The sequence below is a fragment of the Cohnella sp. 56 genome (assembly GCF_037963805.1).
Classification (GTDB): Bacteria; Bacillota; Bacilli; order Paenibacillales; family Paenibacillaceae; genus Cohnella.
On sequence record NZ_JAZDQE010000016.1, the window covers coordinates 134,988 to 153,030 of the forward strand.

At 63.0% G+C, this 18,043-nt stretch carries 18 protein-coding genes; 12 read left to right on the forward strand and 6 right to left on the reverse strand.

Going from position 1 to position 18,043, the window contains the following annotated elements; all coding sequences use genetic code 11:
* Positions 1 to 46: 46 nt before the first annotated feature.
* The 7 genes from VQ071_RS23705 (at position 47) to VQ071_RS23735 (ending at position 6,323) form a co-directional block, all read left to right on the forward strand.
* Positions 47 to 886, forward strand: coding sequence for a class I fructose-bisphosphate aldolase (locus VQ071_RS23705; protein ID WP_340516717.1), 840 nt, complete (start codon positions 47 to 49; stop codon positions 884 to 886).
* On the forward strand, positions 886 to 2,049 hold the full coding sequence (locus VQ071_RS23710; RefSeq protein ID WP_340516718.1) for a Gfo/Idh/MocA family protein: 1,164 nt from the start codon (positions 886 to 888) through the stop codon (positions 2,047 to 2,049). The genes VQ071_RS23705 and VQ071_RS23710 overlap by 1 nt, the downstream gene beginning before the upstream one ends.
* Positions 2,046 to 3,269 carry a carbohydrate kinase family protein gene (locus VQ071_RS23715; protein WP_340516719.1) on the forward strand — a complete coding sequence of 408 codons (1,224 nt, stop codon included), beginning with the start codon at positions 2,046 to 2,048 and terminating at the stop codon, positions 3,267 to 3,269. Before VQ071_RS23710 ends, VQ071_RS23715 begins: the two co-directional genes overlap by 4 nt.
* A 22-nt stretch (positions 3,270 to 3,291) precedes the next feature.
* Entirely contained in the window at positions 3,292 to 3,843 is a 552-nt protein-coding gene (locus VQ071_RS23720; protein ID WP_340516720.1) for a D-lyxose/D-mannose family sugar isomerase, read from the forward strand.
* Positions 3,844 to 3,923: 80 nt separating this feature from the next.
* Positions 3,924 to 4,979 carry an aldose 1-epimerase family protein gene (locus tag VQ071_RS23725; protein WP_340516721.1) on the forward strand — a complete coding sequence of 352 codons (1,056 nt, stop codon included), beginning with the start codon at positions 3,924 to 3,926 and terminating at the stop codon, positions 4,977 to 4,979.
* 42 nt (positions 4,980 to 5,021) lie between these two features.
* Positions 5,022 to 5,789 (forward strand): DeoR/GlpR family DNA-binding transcription regulator, encoded by a 768-nt coding sequence (locus VQ071_RS23730; protein WP_340516722.1) that lies wholly within the window; start codon positions 5,022 to 5,024, stop codon positions 5,787 to 5,789.
* A gap of 117 nt (positions 5,790 to 5,906) precedes the next feature.
* Entirely contained in the window at positions 5,907 to 6,323 is a 417-nt protein-coding gene (locus VQ071_RS23735; RefSeq protein ID WP_340516723.1) for a VOC family protein, read from the forward strand.
* A gap of 325 nt (positions 6,324 to 6,648) precedes the next feature.
* Here VQ071_RS23735 and VQ071_RS23740 read toward each other — a convergent pair whose 3' ends face one another.
* A complete protein-coding gene (locus VQ071_RS23740; RefSeq protein WP_340516724.1) occupies positions 6,649 to 7,056 on the reverse strand; it encodes a VOC family protein in 408 nt (135 codons plus the stop codon).
* 232 nt (positions 7,057 to 7,288) lie between these two features.
* Between VQ071_RS23740 and VQ071_RS23745 the strand changes: the two genes are divergently transcribed.
* On the forward strand, positions 7,289 to 8,512 hold the full coding sequence (locus tag VQ071_RS23745; protein WP_340516737.1) for an MFS transporter: 1,224 nt from the start codon (positions 7,289 to 7,291) through the stop codon (positions 8,510 to 8,512).
* A 7-nt stretch (positions 8,513 to 8,519) separates the two neighbouring features.
* On the forward strand, positions 8,520 to 9,281 hold the full coding sequence (locus VQ071_RS23750; RefSeq protein WP_340516725.1) for a TSUP family transporter: 762 nt from the start codon (positions 8,520 to 8,522) through the stop codon (positions 9,279 to 9,281).
* Positions 9,282 to 9,321: 40 nt separating this feature from the next.
* Here the strand turns inward: VQ071_RS23750 and VQ071_RS23755 are convergent, their stop codons facing one another.
* Both VQ071_RS23755 and VQ071_RS23760 read right to left on the reverse strand, forming a co-directional pair.
* Positions 9,322 to 9,930 (reverse strand): TetR/AcrR family transcriptional regulator, encoded by a 609-nt coding sequence (locus VQ071_RS23755; protein WP_340516726.1) that lies wholly within the window; start codon positions 9,928 to 9,930, stop codon positions 9,322 to 9,324.
* 114 nt (positions 9,931 to 10,044) lie between these two features.
* The gene (locus VQ071_RS23760) at positions 10,045 to 11,289 is read right to left on the reverse strand and encodes an MFS transporter (protein ID WP_340516727.1); all 1,245 of its coding nucleotides are present in this window, start codon (positions 11,287 to 11,289) and stop codon (positions 10,045 to 10,047) included.
* A 215-nt stretch (positions 11,290 to 11,504) separates the two neighbouring features.
* On the opposite strand from VQ071_RS23760, the gene VQ071_RS23765 reads away from it, so the two are divergent.
* Together VQ071_RS23765 and VQ071_RS23770 are read left to right on the forward strand one after the other, a co-directional pair.
* Positions 11,505 to 12,056 carry an NADPH-dependent FMN reductase gene (locus VQ071_RS23765; RefSeq protein ID WP_340516728.1) on the forward strand — a complete coding sequence of 184 codons (552 nt, stop codon included), beginning with the start codon at positions 11,505 to 11,507 and terminating at the stop codon, positions 12,054 to 12,056.
* A gap of 188 nt (positions 12,057 to 12,244) precedes the next feature.
* The gene (locus VQ071_RS23770) at positions 12,245 to 13,432 is read left to right on the forward strand and encodes a polysaccharide pyruvyl transferase family protein (RefSeq protein ID WP_340516729.1); all 1,188 of its coding nucleotides are present in this window, start codon (positions 12,245 to 12,247) and stop codon (positions 13,430 to 13,432) included.
* A 51-nt stretch (positions 13,433 to 13,483) separates the two neighbouring features.
* Here VQ071_RS23770 and VQ071_RS23775 read toward each other — a convergent pair whose 3' ends face one another.
* The gene (locus VQ071_RS23775) at positions 13,484 to 14,563 is read right to left on the reverse strand and encodes an FUSC family protein (RefSeq protein ID WP_340516730.1); all 1,080 of its coding nucleotides are present in this window, start codon (positions 14,561 to 14,563) and stop codon (positions 13,484 to 13,486) included.
* Between the two features lie 168 nt (positions 14,564 to 14,731).
* Positions 14,732 to 16,048: an alpha-L-fucosidase gene (locus VQ071_RS23780; protein WP_340516731.1), complete on the reverse strand. Its 1,317-nt coding sequence runs from the start codon at positions 16,046 to 16,048 to the stop codon at positions 14,732 to 14,734.
* 165 nt (positions 16,049 to 16,213) lie between these two features.
* Between VQ071_RS23780 and VQ071_RS23785 the strand changes: the two genes are divergently transcribed.
* A complete protein-coding gene (locus VQ071_RS23785) occupies positions 16,214 to 17,068 on the forward strand; it encodes a helix-turn-helix transcriptional regulator (protein ID WP_340516732.1) in 855 nt (284 codons plus the stop codon).
* A 757-nt stretch (positions 17,069 to 17,825) separates the two neighbouring features.
* Here the strand turns inward: VQ071_RS23785 and VQ071_RS23790 are convergent.
* On the reverse strand, positions 17,826 to 18,043 hold a 218-nt coding region (locus VQ071_RS23790; RefSeq protein ID WP_340516733.1), incomplete at its 5' end, for a hypothetical protein.

The window sequence follows — 18,043 nt, forward strand, 5'->3', positions numbered from 1 at the left end:
ATAAATTAATGTTACAAAACAACATTGTATTTGAGGAGATGTTTTTATGTCGCAAAAGTTCCGCTTGAACCGCATGTTCAGCGCACAGGGGAAATGTTTCGATGTCGCGATCGATCACGGCTTTTTTAATGAGCATACGTTTCTGGCGGGCATTGAGGAGATGGACGCCGCCGTCCGCACGATCGTCGACGCGAGTCCCGATTGCGTACAGCTCAGCACGGGCCAGGCACGTCGTCTGCAGGCGCTGCCGGGCAAGAAGCCCGGACTTGTGCTGCGTACGGACGCGGCGAACATCTACGGGAACGTTCTGCCCCGCTTTTTGTTCAGCGAGCTGATCGCGGGCGCGGTGGAGGAAGCCGTCCGGCTCGACGCCGTCGCGGTCTGCGTCAACCTGCTGCTGCTGCCCGAGCAGCCGGAGCTGCATCATCAGTGCGTGCGCAACGTGACCGCGCTCAAGGCCGAGTGCGAGCGCTACGGCATGCCGCTCATGGTCGAGCCGCTCGTCATGCTGCCGAACGAGGCGAAGGGCGGCTACATGGTCGACGGCGATCTGAAGAAGATCATGCCGCTCGTCCGCCAGGCCGTCGAGCTGGGCGCCGACGTCATCAAGGCCGATCCGTGCGACGACGTGTCCGAGTACCATCGCGTGATCGAGATCGTCTCCGGCGTTCCCGTGCTCGTACGCGGCGGCGGCCGCGCGAGCGACGAGGAGATCGTCGCTCGCACGGTCGAGCTGATGAATCAGGGCGCCGCGGGCATCGTCTACGGCCGCAACGTCATCCAGCATCCGAACCCTGCGGGCATGACGTCCGCGCTCATGGCGATCGTGCACGAAGGCGCCTCGGCGGACGCGGCGCTCGCGATTGTGAAGGGAGGCCGGGCCTAATGGCGAAGGACAGACGCATCATCCGCTTCGGCGTCATCGGCTGCGGGCTCATGGGCAAGGAATTCGCCAGCGCTGCCGCGCGCTGGTGCCATCTGACGGATGTCGCGTTCGAGCCGCGCATCACGGCGGTGTGCGACGCGAATCCGGCGGCGGCCGAATGGTTCGTCGACAACGTGTCGAGCGTGGCCCATACGTACAGCGATTACCGGGAGCTGCTCGCCAATCCCGAGGTGGACGCCGTCTACTGCGCCGTGCCTCACAACCTGCATCGGCAGATTTACGTCGATATCATCCGTTCGGGCAAGCATCTGCTCGGCGAGAAGCCGTTCGGCATCGACCGCGCGGCGAACCGCGAGATTGCGCAGGCGCTCGCGGAGCATCCGGACGTCATCGTGCGGTGCTCGTCGGAGTTTCCGTTTTATCCGGGTGCGCAGCAGATCGTTAATTGGGTGAAAGAAGGCCGCTTCGGCCGGATCATCGAGGTGGAGGCGGGCTTCTGGCACTCGAGCGACCTCGATCCGACCAAGCCGATCAACTGGAAGCGGCGGATCGCGACCAACGGCGAATACGGCTGCATGGGCGATCTCGGCATGCACGTGCTGCATCTGCCGCTGCGGTTCGGCTGGAGGCCGAAAAGCGTGCGCGCGCTGCTGTCCAAAATCGTGCCCGAGCGTCCGGACGGCCGCGGCGGCATGGCCCCCTGCGAGACGTGGGACAACGCGATTCTCGCCTGCGACGTGGAGACGGAGGGCCAGCGGTTCCCGATGGTGCTGTCCACCAAGCGGATCGCGCCCGGACATGCCAACACCTGGTTCATCCGCATCCAGGGGACCGAATTCTCGGCCGAGTTCACGACGAAAAATCCGAAGCAGGTCGCCTCGCTGCCCTATGCACCCGGCGGCGTTCAGGCCTGGCATGTCGTCGATGCGCCCTACAAATCGGCTTATGGTACGATTACGGGAGGCATCTTCGAGTTCGGCTTCTCCGACTCGATCCTGCAGATGTGGGCGGCCTTCTGCGACGAGCTGGTCAGCCGGGACGGGATGAGCCAGCCGTTCCGCTGCGCGACGCCGGAGGAGGCGGCCGCGAGCCACCGCGTCTTCACCGCGGCGCTCGAGTCGGAGCGCACGGGCGACACGATCGCGATCGATTGGGAGGAATGAACGTGAGAGGCCGCGCAGCGGATATCGTCGTCGCCGGGCATATCTGCCTGGATATCATCCCGGCTCTACCCTCGCATCCCGAAGGGCTGAGCCAGCTGATCTCGCCCGGCAAGCTGGTCGAGATCGGTCCGGCCAGCCTCTCGACGGGCGGCGCCGTGGCGAACACGGGGCTCGCCCTGCGCCGGCTCGGCTTCGGGACACGCCTGATGGGCAAGATCGGAGACGACGCCTTCGGGCGGTCGATCCGCGAATGCCTCGACGCCTACGGCGAAGGCGCGAGCGACGGCATGATCGTGTCGGCGGGCGAGAGCAGCTCCTATACGATCGTCATCAGCCCGCCGGGGATCGATCGGATATTCCTGCACGCGACGGGCACGAACGATACGTTCGCCGCCTCCGACGTGCCGGCGGAGGCGCTCGCGGGCGTCAGGCTGTTCCACTTCGGCTACCCGCCGCTCATGCGCGGCATGTACGAGCGGGAGGGTGAGGAGCTCGTGCGGCTGCTCGGGGCGGCGAAGGCCGCCGGAGCGACCGTGTCCCTCGACATGGCGCGGCCGGACCCGGCTTCGGATGCGGGACGCGCGGACTGGCGGGGCATTCTCGCGCGGACGCTGCCCATAGTCGATGTGTTCTTGCCGAGCCTGGAGGAGATTCTGTTCATGCTCCGGCCCGATACGTACCGGGAGCTGGCGGCGCGCAGCGGCGGCGAGGAGCTGATCGGCATGGCCGACGGTCCGCTGCTGTCCTCGCTGGCGGAGGAGCTGCTGGGCATGGGCGTCGCGGTCGCGGGCATCAAGCTGGGCGAGCACGGTCTGTACGTGCGGACGACCGGCGATGCCGCGCGTCTGCAGGCGATGGGGGCATGTGCGCCGAACGGCGACGCGCTGGCGGGCTGGCTCGGGCGAGAGCTGCTCGCGCCGTGCTTCACGGTTGACGTCGCGGGTACGACAGGCGCCGGCGACTGTACGATCGCGGGGCTGCTCGGCGGACTGGCGAGCGGTCAGCCGCTCGAGCGCGCGCTGCTCAGTGCCGTAGGCACGGGCGCCTGCAACGTCGAGCGCGCGGACGCGGTCAGCGGCATCCCGCGCTGGGAGGCGCTCCAGCGGCGCATCGATGCCCGCTGGCCGCAGCGGGCGCCCGGCCTGGCGCTGCCGGGCTGGACGCAGGCGGCGGACGGCGGTCTATGGAGCGGACCGCGCCAAGGCACAGACAAATTGTAGGGTAGGAGAGGAGCGAATCAGGATGAGCATCAGACGAAGCGAGATTCGCGCTGCGCAGCGGCGTGCGGACGAACTGTTCCGCAAGGCCGGGATCGTGCTGACGGACGAGGAGCGCGCAGGCATCGAGGTGGCGGGCTTCGGGCTCGGCGAGCTGGAGACGGAGGGGCTGGAGCTGGTCACATACGTCAATACGGATCGTTACTGCGCCAAGGAGCTGGCCCTGTTCCCCCATCAGACATGCCCCGAGCATCTGCATCCCGACGTGGACGGACAGACGGGCAAGATGGAGACGTTCCGCTGCCGCTGGGGGCTCGTCTATCTGTACGTAGAGGGCGAGCCGGCGGCGGATATTCAGGCGCGCGTGCCGGCGCGCAGCGCAGCGCATTATACCGTGCGCCATGAGATCGTGCTGCGTCCGGGCGAGCAGTATACGATCCCGCCGAATACGAAGCACTGGTTCCAGGGCGGCCCGGACGGCGCGATCGTGTCGGAGTTCTCCAGCACGAGCCGCGACGAATTCGACGTGTTCACCGACCCGGCCGTCGTCCGCATCCCGCCGATCGTCGAGGATTAAGGGACAAGACCGACTGCTGGCGAGAGAGTGACCCGGCGGCAAGCGATGTTGCGAGACGACAAGGAAGCGGAGGCGGTCGCGTGAGACTGTACGGCAAGGACTGGACGCGCCGCGAGCTGGAGGCCCGCGTCGGTCGGATGAGCCAGCTCGGCGGCGTCCGCCGCATGATGCTGACGGAGGGCAAGGAAGCGGGCGTCGAGCTGATCCGCGTCTCGACGGGAGCGGGACTGGCGCTGGACATCGTGCCGTCCAAGGGGCTCGATATCTCCCGCGCGGAGCTGTGGGGCGCGCCGCTGTCCTGGCAGTCCGCCGCCGGCGACGCGCATCCCGCCTACTACGAGCCGGCGGGCACGGGCTGGCTGCGCACCGCATCGGGCGGCCTGCTCATGACCTGCGGCCTGGCGCATGCCGGCGCACCGTCGGACACGCCGGGCGGCCCGCAGGGACTGCACGGCAGGGCGCATCACACGCCCGCTTCGCAGGTGGCCGCGCGCGAGTGGTGGGAGGGCGACGCGCTCATCTGGAGCGTCGAAGGCACGATCGAGGAGAACGCGCTGTTCGGCGCCAATCTCAGACTTCGCAGGCGAATCTTCGGCCGCATGGGCGTCAATGCGATCGGCATCGAGGATCGCGTGGAAAATCCGGGCTTCGCCCCGTCGCCGCATATGATGCTGTACCATTTCAACTTCGGCTTCCCGCTGCTGGACGAACGGACGCGTCTCATGCTCCCGCCTGCCGTCACCCGCGAGCGCGGCGGCACGGGGACCGCGGCCGACTGCGAAGGATGGGCGCAGCCCGACCCGGACGCCCGGGAGCGCGTGTTCTACCACGAGCTGTCGGAGCGGGACGGCATGGCGGAGGCGGCGCTGCGCCAGCCCGCCTTCCCGGCCGGTCCGGGCGCCGCGGACGTGACGGTCAGGCTGCGGTGGTCGGCCGACAGCCTGCCGCGGCTCGTCCAGTGGCGGATGCCCGGCGCAGGAGCGCATGTGCTCGGACTCGAGCCGTCCAACTGCCTGGTCGAGGGCTATGAGGCCGAAGTCAGCCGCGGGGGGCCCGTCGTGCTGGCGCCCGGCGCCGCCGTCGTGCACCGTCTGGAGTTGAAAATCGAAGCCGGACAAGCGATGATAGAGGAATAATGAAAGGCCGCGCACGGCGGGGTCGGGGAGGAACGGCAGCAAATGAGCCAAATTCAGGCGGACTGGAACGCGCGACAGCGCCAGATTCACGAACAGATCGCGCAGAGCGGGGAAGTCCGCATCTCGGAGCTCAGCGAGCGGTACGGCGTCACCGAGATGACGATCCGCCGCGATCTGGAGAAGCTGGAGGAGGGCGGCAGCGTCAGGCGCACATTCGGGGGAGCGATCTACGTCTATCGGGACGTCGCACTGCAGGAGCGAACCGGACTGTTCACCGACGAGAAGGTCAGGATCGGCCGCCATGCCGCCGCGCTCATCGGCGCGGGCGAATCCGTCTTTCTCGACGGCGGCACGACGACGCTCCAGATCGCGCGGGCGCTGCGGCCGGGCCAGCAGGTCACCGTGATCACCAATGCGCTCAACATTGCGGCCGAGCTCGCCTCCAAGCAGATTCCGACGATCATGACCGGCGGCATGCTGCTCGAGTCCACGCATTCGCTCGTCGGCCCGATCGCCGCGCAGAGCTTGGCCGGGATGGCGTTCGACCGCGCATTCCTCGGCGCGACGGGATTGAACGAAGCGCACGGCTTCAGCAACTCCAACCTGTACGAGGCCGAGATCAAGCGAATTGCCGTTCGTCAGGCCAAGGAGACGATCGTCGTGCTCGATCATACGAAGTTCGGCGCGCGCGTGCTCGTGTCCTTCGCCGGGCTCGGAGACGTGAACCGCATCGTCACGGACCGCTTGCCGGAGGGAGAGCTCGCGAGCGCCTGCGCGGACGCCGGCGTTCGGATCGAAGCGGCGGATTGAGCCGGGACGCTTTTTCCTTTTATAGCAATCGAGAAGAAACCTGGGCGCACACACCATGGTAATATAACGTTAAGGTCCGAATTTCCAGGACGATAACAAATCCCAGAGGTGAAGCGCATGGCTTTCCAAATTTCCCAGACCTTTCTCAATCTGCCCGTCACAGACCTGAAGCGTTCCATCGCCTTCTTCGAGGCGCTGGGCTTCGCGTTCAACCCGCAGTTCACCGACGACAACGCTGCCTGCCTGGTCCTTAGCGATACGGCGTACGCCATGCTGCTGACCGAGTCTTACTTCCAGACGTTCATCAAAAAGGACATCGCCAACGCGGCGAAGACGACGGAATTCATCATGGCCGTCTCCGTGAGCAGCAAAGAGGAAGTGCAGACGCTCGTCCGCAAGGCGCTGGCTTCCGGCGGCTCCGCCTCCAACGATCCGCAGGATCACGGGTTCATGTATACCGAGAGCTTCCAGGATCCGGACGGACATCTGTGGGAAGTGTTCCATATGGATGCGTCTTACGTGCAGGAGTCGTGATTTTTCGGGCATAGTCTGACAACGGAGGTCTTCCATCGGTCCAGAGGACGGATGGGGGATCTCTTTTTCAACCGTTCAGAGAGTATGAAGCTTGTGAAAATCGGGCAGTCCCGCAGTATTGGCAAGATAGATGCAGTCGTTTGGCGGGTTGCCGTCTTAAAATCTATAAATTTGCGATATAGGGGCCATCGTTCGCCTGCACGAATGGCGATTGGGCGGCTGAGTATGATTTTTCCAAGTATGCGACAGCACACAGACAAGGGCGACCCCTCAGGCCATTTTCATGACCCTTTTGGGATCGCCCCTGTTCATTTGCCGCTTGGCCTCAACCCTGCTGCGCCTGCTCCGTCGACACCTGCCACTCCACGCCGTACTTGTCCTGCAGCGCGCCGAACAGGGCGCCCCAGAATTGCTGCTTCAACGGGTCATGGACCGTGCCGCCGGCGGCCAGCTTGTCGAATGCCGCATGCGCCTCCTCGGCGGTGTCGAACAGCAGGCTGAGCGCGGTCCCGTTGCCCCGCTCGAGCTGCCGGCTCGGGCTGTCCGACATGAAGATGGTGATGCCGCCCGCGACCAAGTGCAGATGCATGATCTTCTCCTTCAGCTCTGCGGGCGTGCCCGGCGCGTCGCCGAACGTCATGACGGAGAGCAGCTCGCCGCCAAGCGCGTCGACGTAGAACCGGGACTGCGCTCTTGCGTCTTCGGAAAAAATATAAGGAATCAGTCTCGCCATATTTATTCGCCTCCTGAATAAATCTTGCATCTGCGGCTTTTCTTTTATACTAACACCGAGGCTTGGCGCCGATTTCTTTTCGATTGCTCTTTTGCGCGCTTTGCGAGACAATGTTCCTATTGTCCGGCCGACCCGTGCTCTGGAGCGGCGGTTCCGGCGGGCAGTTCATCAAGACATGCGGAGAGACAGACGGAGGTTCACTCACTTGATCAAGCGCGCTTCGAAAATAAGCATGAACGAGATATGGCTGCTGTCGATCGTATTCGGCGGCTTCCTCGTATTCGGATTGTCGGAAAACGTAAAAGGTCCCGCCATCCCGCGGATGCAGCTGGACTTCGGCCTGAACGAAGGACAGCTCGGCCTGATGCTCGCGCTGAACTCGCTCGGCTATCTGGTCGCCTGTACGTTCACGTCCTATCTTGCCGACAAGGTCGGGATCAAGGCGACCGGCATCGCGGCGTTCGTATCGATGGCGGCGGGGGGCATTCTGATCGGCGTCTCCGGCAGCTATCAGGCACTCATCGGCTCGTACTTTTTTATGTATATCGGCAACGGCATGCTGGAGATCGCGCTGGCCATTCTGGCTGCGCGCATCTTCGTCAGACGTACGGGTTTCCTGATGAATCTCGCGCATTTTTTCTACGGCTTGAGCTCGATCGTCGCCCCGATCGCGGCCGCCTCGATGATGGGGTGGCATGTGCCGGGCGGCGGCGAGCTGGGCTGGAGAGGCATGTACGTCGTCGTGCTGATGCTGTCGCTGCTGCCGATCGTGCCTTCGCTCCTCGGACGGCTGCCGGCCGAGCCCGCGCACGACGAAGCCGAGGAGCGCATCTCCTACCGCAAGCTGCTGCGCGACCCGGTCGCCTGGCTGATCGTACTGCTGCTGACCTCGGGCGTCATCTCCGAGCTGTCGATCGGGAGCTGGCTGGCCAACTTCCTGGAGAAGGCGTACGATTGGAGCCCGGCGCGGGCTTCGGGCATGCTGTCCGCCTTCTTCCTGTGCTTCACGCTCGCGCGGCTCGTACTCGGCCCGCTCACGGACCGGTTCGGCTATACGATGTCGATGATGGTGCTGTCGCTCAGCTCGGGCGTCTGCAGCATTGCGGCGCTGTGCGTAGGGGAGGGCGGTGCGGTCCTGTTCGCCTTGGCGGGCGTCGGCATCGCCCCGATCTATCCGACCGTGATGGCGCTGCTCTCCAAGCGTTATCCCCGCGGCACAGGGACGGCGATCACCTTCACCGTCACGCTGATGGGCATCGGCAGCGTGCTCGGCAACCTCGCGATCGGCGGCTTGATCGAAGGCGTGCGCGATCTGTACGCGGATCGGGGCACGGATGCGAGCCGTGTGCTCGGCCTGCAGGCGGGCTACGGGTTCATCGGGGCGATGGCGCTCCTGTGCGCCGCCGCTTGTCTCGTGCTCTATTTGTATTTGCGCAAGAGAGGGGAAAGGTACTGAAGCGTCTATGGATCATCTAAGTCTGGGCATGCTCGTACTGGTTGTCGTCGGCGGGTTCGCGGCGGCCTTCGTCGACTCCGTCGTCGGCGGGGGCGGGCTGATCTCCGTGCCCGTCCTGCTGACCGCCGGACTGCCGCCCGCGGCGGCGCTGGGCACGAACAAGCTGGCCGGCACGCTGTCGTCGCTCACGAGCACGCTGTCCTTTCTGACCTCGGGCCATATCGATGTCCGCGCCGTGCGGGGACTGATCCCGCTATCCCTGCTGGGCGCGGCTGCCGGCACGCTGACGCTGCGGCAGGTGCCGGCCGGCTTCCTGAAGCCGGCGGTCGTCGTCCTGCTGGCGATCATCGCACTGTATACGCTGCTGCGCCGGGATTGGGGCGAACGGGCCGCGTTTGTCCGGTTCAGCGCAGGCACCGCTTGGCTGTCGGGGCTCGCCGCGTTCGCGCTCGGCTTTTACGACGGCTTCTTCGGTCCCGGCACCGGGTCTTTCCTCATCTTCGCCTTCCTGCTGCTCGGCTTCGACTTCGTGAAGGCCGCCGGCAACGCCAAGGCGCTCAACTTCGCCAGCAATCTCGCGAGCCTCGCGACTTTCCTCGTGCTGGGCTCCGTCCACTACGGCGTAGGCCTGCTGATGGGCGCGGCCATGATTGCCGGCTCCTGGATCGGCTCGCGCTTCGCGATCCGCCGCGGCCGCGCATATATCAAGCCGCTGTTCCTCGCGATATGCGCCTTGCTGATCGGCAAGCAGCTGTACGATCTGCTCTAGCGGTACGCCGCTCCGTCTCCTGCCTCGCGGGCCTCGCGCATTAAGCCGTCAGATGCTTCATCACCATGGCCTCCATATCGTCCAGTATCCGCCGGTACTCCGCCTCGTCTCCGTCCAGCAGGAAGCTGAGCGCGAGCCCGTCCCGCACCGCCCAGAACAGATAGGAGGCGGACGACTCCGTCAGATCGCCGCGGAACTCGCCCGACCGCTTGCCCGAATCGAGGATGCGGCATAGCAGGGCGAGCGCTTTGTCCAGATACGCGCGGTTCGAGGCGATCAGCTCGGGCCGCCGCGAGGCGTACGTCATGAACTCCAGGTGAAACGTCAGCCAGCGGCGCAGCTCGTCCAGCGGCTGGCGGCGGAAGCGCTCGAACATATGTCTGAGCATCGCTGCGGCGCTGGCCGTCTCCGTATACAGCGCGTCGAGCGAGGCGACCATCTCGTCCATTCTGGCATGTGCCAGCTGAATGTATATTTCTTCCTTGCTGTCGAAGTAGCCGTACAGCGACCCCTTGCTGATGCCGAGATGCCGCGCGATATCGTCGATCTTCGTCGCCTGGAATCCCTTTTCTATGAAGCAATGCAGCGCTCCCGCCAGGATGGCGGCTTTTTTTTCTTCCTTGTACGCTTCCGTCACTTTGGGCGACACAGCGTTCTCCCCCCTCAAGCGGCGGACCCTCCGCGATGCTAATCGTTATGGGTTGAATATACCGTGCGGAGATGGCGAGCGCAATAGCGGGGACGGTCAGGCAGAAGCGGCCGCTCAGGCTCTGGTGACAGGGTCCGGTTCGGCGGCCGTGTCCGCGTGCCGATCCCGGGTCCGCGAATACAACGCGAGGCCCGCGGCGGCGGCGAGGATCACCGTGCCATGGAAGACGAGCACCATCGTCAGCAGCGGCATGTGCGCGAGCGCGAGCGGGGCGGCGATGAAGCCGAGTCCGAAGCCAAGCTTGCTGAGAACGGTGAATACGCCGAAAAGTCGGCCGCGGATGCGGTTGTCGGTCTGCTGGAGCAGCGTCATGAGCGCGGTGACGGCCAAGCCGTCGCAAACTCCCGTAACGAGCGCGGCCACAAGTATCCAAGCGACGCCCTGCGCGGCGAAAATGGCAATGAAGCCGAGCGACATCAGCGGAGCGGCCGCGAGATAGAGCCGTCTGAGTCCGCCGGGGCCAAGCCGGAGCTTGGGCAGCGCAAGGGTGGCGAGGACGTTGCCCGCTCCCCATACGGACCAGATCAAGCCGTAATAGAGCGCTTGGCGGTCGTGGGCGAGGCTGTCCGCGAGCAGCGGAATGCCGAGATTGTGGGAGGCGGAGCCGAAGGCGTCCATGAGGAAGACGACGAAGACGATCAGCAGTCCGATCCGCAGGCGCAGATGGGCGCCAACGACCTTCAGGTCGTCGAACTGGGCGCGCAGCGCCGCGGCCGCGGACCAGCGGGAAAGGCCGATACGCGCAGATCGGTCGGGGCTGTCGCGGTCCCACTTCATGCGCAGAAGGAAGACGGCGGATATAAAGTAAGAGGCGGCGTCGAGCGCCAGCACGGATTCGTAGCCGAGCCGGTCCTGCAGCAGACCGCCCCCGAGGAAGCCGACCACCATGCTGACCGCGCCCAGACGCGAGATTGCCGCGTTGACGGAGATGAGGCTGCGGCTGCCGTAGATCTGCGGGATCTCCGCATTGTAGCTCACCTCGAAGAAGCTGGCTGAGAAGCCTGTGAGGAATCGCACGAGCAGGATCATCTCCGGCTTGGGGAACGGGATCAGCAGCAGGATGAGGATGCCTCTCGCCCAGTCGGAAGCGATCATGAGCCGTCTGCGGTCATAGCGGTCTGCGGCCGCGCCGGAGGCGAAGCCGGACAACAAGCCGCCGAGCACATGGACCCCGAGCAGCGCCGACAGCCAGGCCGCACTTCCGGTCGACGCGAAGATCAGGGCGCCGAAGGCGATCATGTCCATTCGCGACCCGAGATCGGATAATGCCTTCACATACAGGTAGCCGCGGTTGCGCAAGAAGGAGCCCTCTCTTTCATAAATAAAACTGACTGGTCATTCATTTATTATTTACCATAATTCGCTGCCGGGTGCAATGACGATTGTTTATTTAAGCGGACGACGTACACATCCGGGTTTGCAGCGCTTGATATTCGCGATCACCTCCGATATTGTAAGATTAAAGCCCCATATTCCCCCACTACCTATGTATAGAGAAAGGTTGCTGAACGCACATGAAGCTGATCGCGCTCGTCGGCAGTCTACGCAAGGAATCCGTGAATTACAGACTGGCGCTGACGCTGAAGGAACGATATCAGGACAGGTTCGAGCTGGCGATCGCGGATATCGGTAGCCTGCCTTTCTTCAACCAGGACGAGGAGGAGGATCCGCCGGCTTCCGTACAGACGCTCAAGAACAGCATCTCGACGGCGGACGGCGTGCTCATCCTGACGCCGGAGTTCAACTGGTCCATCCCCGGCCTCCTGAAGAATGCGCTGGATTGGCTGTCCCGCGGAGACAAAGTGCTGATCGGCAAGCCGGTGCTCGTGGCTGGTGCGAGCCCCGGCATGTACGGCACGCTGCGCGGACAGCTGCATCTGCGGGAGATTCTGACTAGCCCGGGCATACAGGCCGTGACGCTGCCGCCTGCGGGCAATGAGATTGCGATCGCGCAGGCGCCCCAGAAGTTCGGCGACGGGGCCCAAGGACGGTTAACGGACGAACGCACGCTTAATCATATCGACGTTGTCGTCGACCGTTTCCTGGGACTGATCGGAAAGTCTTAAGTTGGTGTTGCGAAGTTGGTCCTACGGAACAGGCACAAGCGCCCGATTCCCGCCTCTGGCGGCGTTCGGGCGCTTTTTTTTGTTTGGCTTGGCCGCACAGAGGGGTAATATGACACAAATCCATGCATATTGAAGTCGCGCCGACACGATTGTCACTATACCTAGAATATTCAAGGAGAGATTGGCGAATGAGGAAGATTCTGATCGTCGGAGGCCAGATGGAGAACAAGGGCGCCCAGGCAATGACCTTTACCGTTGTAAATGAGATTAAGGAGCGTTACCCGGACAAGGAGCTCGTGCTCGTCTGCCCGGACGAAGACCGCAATTACGCTTTTCAACTGGTGAAGATGGGCAAAAAGATGAAGCTTGAGCTGCTGGGCGGCGTCTATACGCTCATCGGCAAAATCATTCCGAACAACGAGCGCGTCAGCGTCACCAAGGCGCAGATGAAGGAGATTTTGCAGGATACCGATCTCATCGTGGACATCAGCGGATTCGCGCTCTCCTCGCAGTTCAGCATCCGGCATACGATCAATTATTTGGCCAATATCAGGCTCGCGCGTCAGAACAAGATCCCGATGGTGCTGCTGTCGCAATCGTTTGGGCCGTTCGAATACAGCGGGGTGTACAAATACATCATTCCGCCGATGATCAAAAAGTACATCCGCTATCCGAGGTACATCTATGCGCGGGAGCAGGAGGGGGCGGATTATCTCGGCAAGTATACGTCGGGCAATGTGCGCAGGTCGGTGGATATCGTGCTGCAGGGATTCAATCCGTACAATCTGTCCCACCTGTTCCGCGACGGCGAATACATGAAGGACGAACCGCTCGACATCAAGCCGAACGCCGTCGGCATCGTGCCGAACGTCAAGACGATGAAGTACGGCACGCGGCAGGCGATGCTCGCGATGTACGAGCATATGGTGCGGCATCTGCTGAAGCGCGGCAAAAGCGTCTATCTGTTCCGTCACTCCACCGAGGATCTGATCATCTGCCAGGAGATCAAGCGCAGATTCCCGCACGACGAGCGCGTCGTGCTGCTGGAGGACGAATACGACTGCATCGCCATACACGACGTGCTCGCACAGTTCGATTTTCTCGTCGCTTCGCGCTATCATTCGATCGTTCACGCATACAAGAACGGCATTCCGGTCGTGGCGCTCGGCTGGGCGACCAAGTACCGCGAGCTGCTCGGCCGGTTCGGGCAAGGCGAGTATGTGTTCGACGTGCGCGACAGTGCGCATATCGAAGCCAACCTGATCGCGAGGCTCGACGCAATGATGGAGAAGCGCGACGCGGAGGCGGCCAAGATTAGCAGTACGCTCGGAGAGATTCACCGGGAAAATATATTCGCCGAGGCGTTCGCCCTGTAAGCGGACGCTGACCAGGGCGTCAGCCTCTCTCGATCGAAAGAGGCTGACGCTCTAGTCTTCCATCAGATCATGTCCGCGGCTTCTGCCGTCGGAGATTTGCCCGAACGCGGCACGGGTCTCGGGGAGTGCGCGATCGGCTTCCGGGGAGCCGATGTGCTCCAGCCATTCGCGGGCTTCCATATCGAAGGCAGCCGCATAATCGCGGCGGCTCGGCTCAGGCAAACGCGGGGAGCATCCGGACGGAGCCGCATATGTTGATTCTGCGTCCGCCAGCTTTGCGAATTCGTCGAACCGGGCCGCCCAGCTCCGCCGTTCCTCTTCATTTAAACGCCCCAGCCGCACGGTTTCTCCGACGATGCGCCACAGCTTCATGCTGTGCAGATAAGCGAGCTCCATGCGTCGAAGCGACGCCCGCTGACGTTCCAGCCGACTCCGCTTGAGGCGGACCAGGGGGCTGAACTTAAGCGCATGCATGGCTTCCTCCGTCAGCTTGACCGTATGATTGACCTCATCGCACAGGCGCATGGCAGCGGATCTGATTTTTTCTCCTTCAGCCGGATCGGCGCCATGGGAGATCCATTGTGCCATGCGGCTGCAATAGGCGGACAGCTGTTCAGACGAGCGACGGATGTACGCTTCGGCCGAACGGCTATAATCGGGCGGCACGACGGCCATGTTGACCGCGATCGCGACGCCGGCGCCGACGACGGTCTCGACCAGCCGGTCCAAGCCATAGCTGCCGTCCTCGGCTACGGTCAGCATCAGCAGCGCGCTGACGCCGATCTGGACGAAGGCATATTCGGGGAGCCTCAGCGCGCGGCCCAGCCACAGGCCGATGAAGATAAGCGCGCCGATGCTCCAGCCGCTCACGCCGAGCGTATGAGACAGCAGGCTGGCCAGCAGCACGCCGACGCTGATGCCGATGACGCGCTGGATGCCTTTGCGGATCGACTTTTCAACCGTCACTTGAAGGCATAGCACGGCAGCCAGCGGCGCAAAGAAAGGGTGCTTGCTGCCCAGCAGCTGGGCGAGCTCCCATGATGCCGCCGCCGCGAGCCCCGTCTTGAACACGCGAACATCCGGCACAAGCCGGGCAGCGACTGGTCCGAAGTGCTGTTTGAACGGATTCATCGAGATCCACCTCCCAAGGGCAATGCGTTGACGATACCTGTGCATTGTCTCTTTCTCTTTACCCCGCGCAGAGCTTGGATGTATACCGCAAATAACCCCGACGCCGCTCTCTAAGCGACGCCGGGGCTGTGCTGCTTGCCTATAGTCGATGCAGTCAAGCGAAGTTCCTCAATCCAGTTCCAGCTCGACGACCGTGCCGCGCTTGTCCGGCAGCGGATAGCTGAAGTGCTCCGGACGCGAGAAGTTCACGAAGGCGTCGGATTCGAACAGCGCGGCGTTCCACGGACGGGACAGCGGCAGTTCGGAGCCGTCGGCGAGCAGACGGGCACGCTTGACGCGGCCGGCCAGACCCGGCAGATTGATCGGGCCGATGCTCTCTTCGAATATATGGGCATAGAGCGTATTGCCCTTTTGCGTGTAGCGTCCCCACTCTGGCTTGGGCAGCTCCGCCTGTCCGCAGCCGTAGATGCTGTCGCCGTTGAGCGCCATCCAATCGCCGACCGCGGACAGAATATCCAGCGACTGGCGGGGGATGCGCCCGCGCGCGTCGGGTCCTACGTTCAGCAGCAGATTGCCGTTTTTGCTGACGCATTCCACCAGCTTGCGGATGACGGTCGTCGGGCTTTTGTAGGCGTTGTCCGCGGCTGCATAGCCCCAGTTGTTGTTCAGCGTGATGCACGCTTCCCACGGGATCGGCCTGCCGTCCTCGTCGGTGACGCCCGCAGGCGGAATGATCTGTTCGGGGGAGGCGAAGTCTCCGGCATACGACAGCGGTTCATTCGTATAAATGCTGCCGCCGCCCTCGCCGCCCGCTTCGAGCCGGTTGTCGATGACGATGTGCGGCTGCAGCTGACGCATCATGGCGACGAGCTCCTCGGCCCGCCAGGTCTCGCCCTGCATCGAACCGTACGAGAAGTCGAACCACATGAGATCCAGCTTGCCGTAGTTCGTCAGCAGCTCGCGCACCTGTCCGTGCATGTACTCGAGGTAGCGTCCGAACGTCGCGGGATCGCGCTTGTACGCTTCATTGTCCCGCATCGGGTGATGCAAATCGCCATAGGCGGGATAGTCTTCGTGATGCCAATCGATCAGCGAGTAGTAGAGGCCGACCTTGAGCCCCTCCGCGCGGAACGCTTCGAGGAACTCCCGCACCAGGTCGCGTCCGGCCTTCGTCTTGGTCGACTTGTAATCTGTCAACTTGCTGTCGAACAGGCAGAACCCGTCGTGATGCTTGGCCGTCAGCACCGCATACTTCATGCCTGCCTGCCTGGCCGCCCGCGCCCATGCCCGCGGATCGTAGTCAACGGGATTGAATTCGTCAAAATAAGCCTGATAGTCCTCGACCGAGGTGCGCTCGACGTTGCGGACCCATTCGCCGCGCGCCGGGATCGCGTACAATCCCCAGTGTATGAACATGCCGAACCGGTCCTGCAGGAACCAGCGCGTACGCTCCTGCCGATCCAGCCATTCCTGATTATGTGTCATTGTCGCGGCAACCTCCGTTATAATAGGGATAGTCTCTTGAACCTTGCCAGCCCAGTGTACCAGCATCGGGCGGACTGAGGGAGGGACACGGTTAAGGCTTGCGGGTATACGATTAACCTGGTTCGAGCATGCCGTCATCTGAATCGGAAAGCGCAGGGAGAAACGATGATCGAACGAACGGCCGGGATCAGCGCGCTCGACGATATATTGCCCCAGCTCCGGGTCGATGTGATCGAGGCGCATTACACGCAGTGCAGTCCGCTGTGGCGCGAGATCGATTATGTCCCCGCCCACAACAAGCTATATTACATCTGCGAAGGCGAAGGCTGGCTACGGATCGGCGATGAGGAATTCCGGCCGCAGCCGGGGGAGCTCGTGCTGATGCCGGCCAACGTGCTGCAGTCTTTCTCGGTGATCGAGGGCCGCAGGCCGTATCTCAAATATTGGTGCCACTTCAAGGCGGAGCTCGGGGATGCGGGGCTGTTCTCGTGGCTGGACGTGCCGTACCGGCTGACGCTCGACGCGGGCGAACGGGAGGCGGTCGGCCGCAGCTTCGAAGCGCTGGTCGCCTGCGCCGCCGAGCCGGGGATCGGTGCGAGGCTGCGCGGGAAGGCGAAGCTGCTGGAGCTGCTGGTCCCGATCGCCGAGCGGGCGGCGCTCAGCCGCACGGGAGGGACCGCCGAGGATGCGGAGCGGATCATGCTGATCACGCGATACGTCGAGGCGCATCTGGCGGACGAGCTGACGCTGGACGGCTTGGCCGAGTTCCTCCATCTGCACCCGAACTATCTGGTCAAGTACTTCAACCAGCGCTTCGGCATGCCGCCGATCCGCTACGTGAACCGCAAGCGGATGGAGCGGGCCAGGCTGCTGCTGCGCACGACCGACCGCAGCATCAAGGAGATCGCCGCAGCCGTAGGCTACCCGGACACGAACCACTTCGCCAAGGCGTTCCGGCGCGAGACGAGCGCCAGCCCGTCGGCGTACCGTTCGGGCGGCGGGGAGCCGGGCAGACGCTGAGCCGGGCAGACGATGAGCCTGGGCAGACGATGAGCCTGGGCAGACGCTGAGCCTGGGAGCGATGCTGCACACCGCTATTCATATTGGTGGGCGGCCCCGGGCTGGTGTGGGCCAATAGCGGAAGAAAGTTCCGCTAACGTATGCGGCCCCGAGCTGGTATAGGCCAATAGCGGAAAAAAGTTCCGCTAACGTATGCAAACCCATCCTCGTACCGGCTCATAGCGGAAAAAAGTTCCGCTAACGCGTGCAAACCCGGGCTGGTGTAGGCCAATAGCGGAAAAAAGTTCCGCTAACGTGTGCAAACCCGGGCTTGTGTGGGCCAATAGCGGAAAAAAGTTCCGCTAACGCATCGAAACCCGGGCTGGTGTAGGCCAATAGCGGAAGAAAGTTCCGCTAATGCGTGCAAACCCATCCTCGTACCGGCTCATAGCGGAAAAAAGTTCCGCTAATGCGTGCAAACCCATCCTCGTACCGGCTCATAGCGGAAAAAAGTTCCGATAATGCATCCAAACCCGGGCTGGTGTGGGCCAATAGCGGAAAAAAGTTCCGCTAATGCGTGCAAACCCGGGCTGGTGTAGGCCAATAGCGGAAAAAAGTTCCGCTAACGTATGCAAACCCGGGCTGGTGTAGGCCAATAGCGGAAAATAGTTCCGCTAACGCATGCAAACCCGGGCAGGTGTGGGCCAATAGCGGAAAAAAGTTCCGCTAATGCGTGCAAACCCGGGCTGGTGTGGGCCAATAGCGGAAAAAAGTTCCGCTAATGTACGCAAGCCCCTGGTTGGATATGCGGCACATCGTTATTTGGCTGGCGGGGAGTGGTTTGGCCGGAAGAAGGCTGTGCGGCGGCTTTTCGTATTATCAGGTCAGCCAGAATTTCTGGTTGGCCTTTTTGTATGGCCGATTTAAGATGGCGGTAGCCGGGAGAACGAACTGCACATTGGGGAATAACCCCGTCGCACAAACTGTTCTCCCACT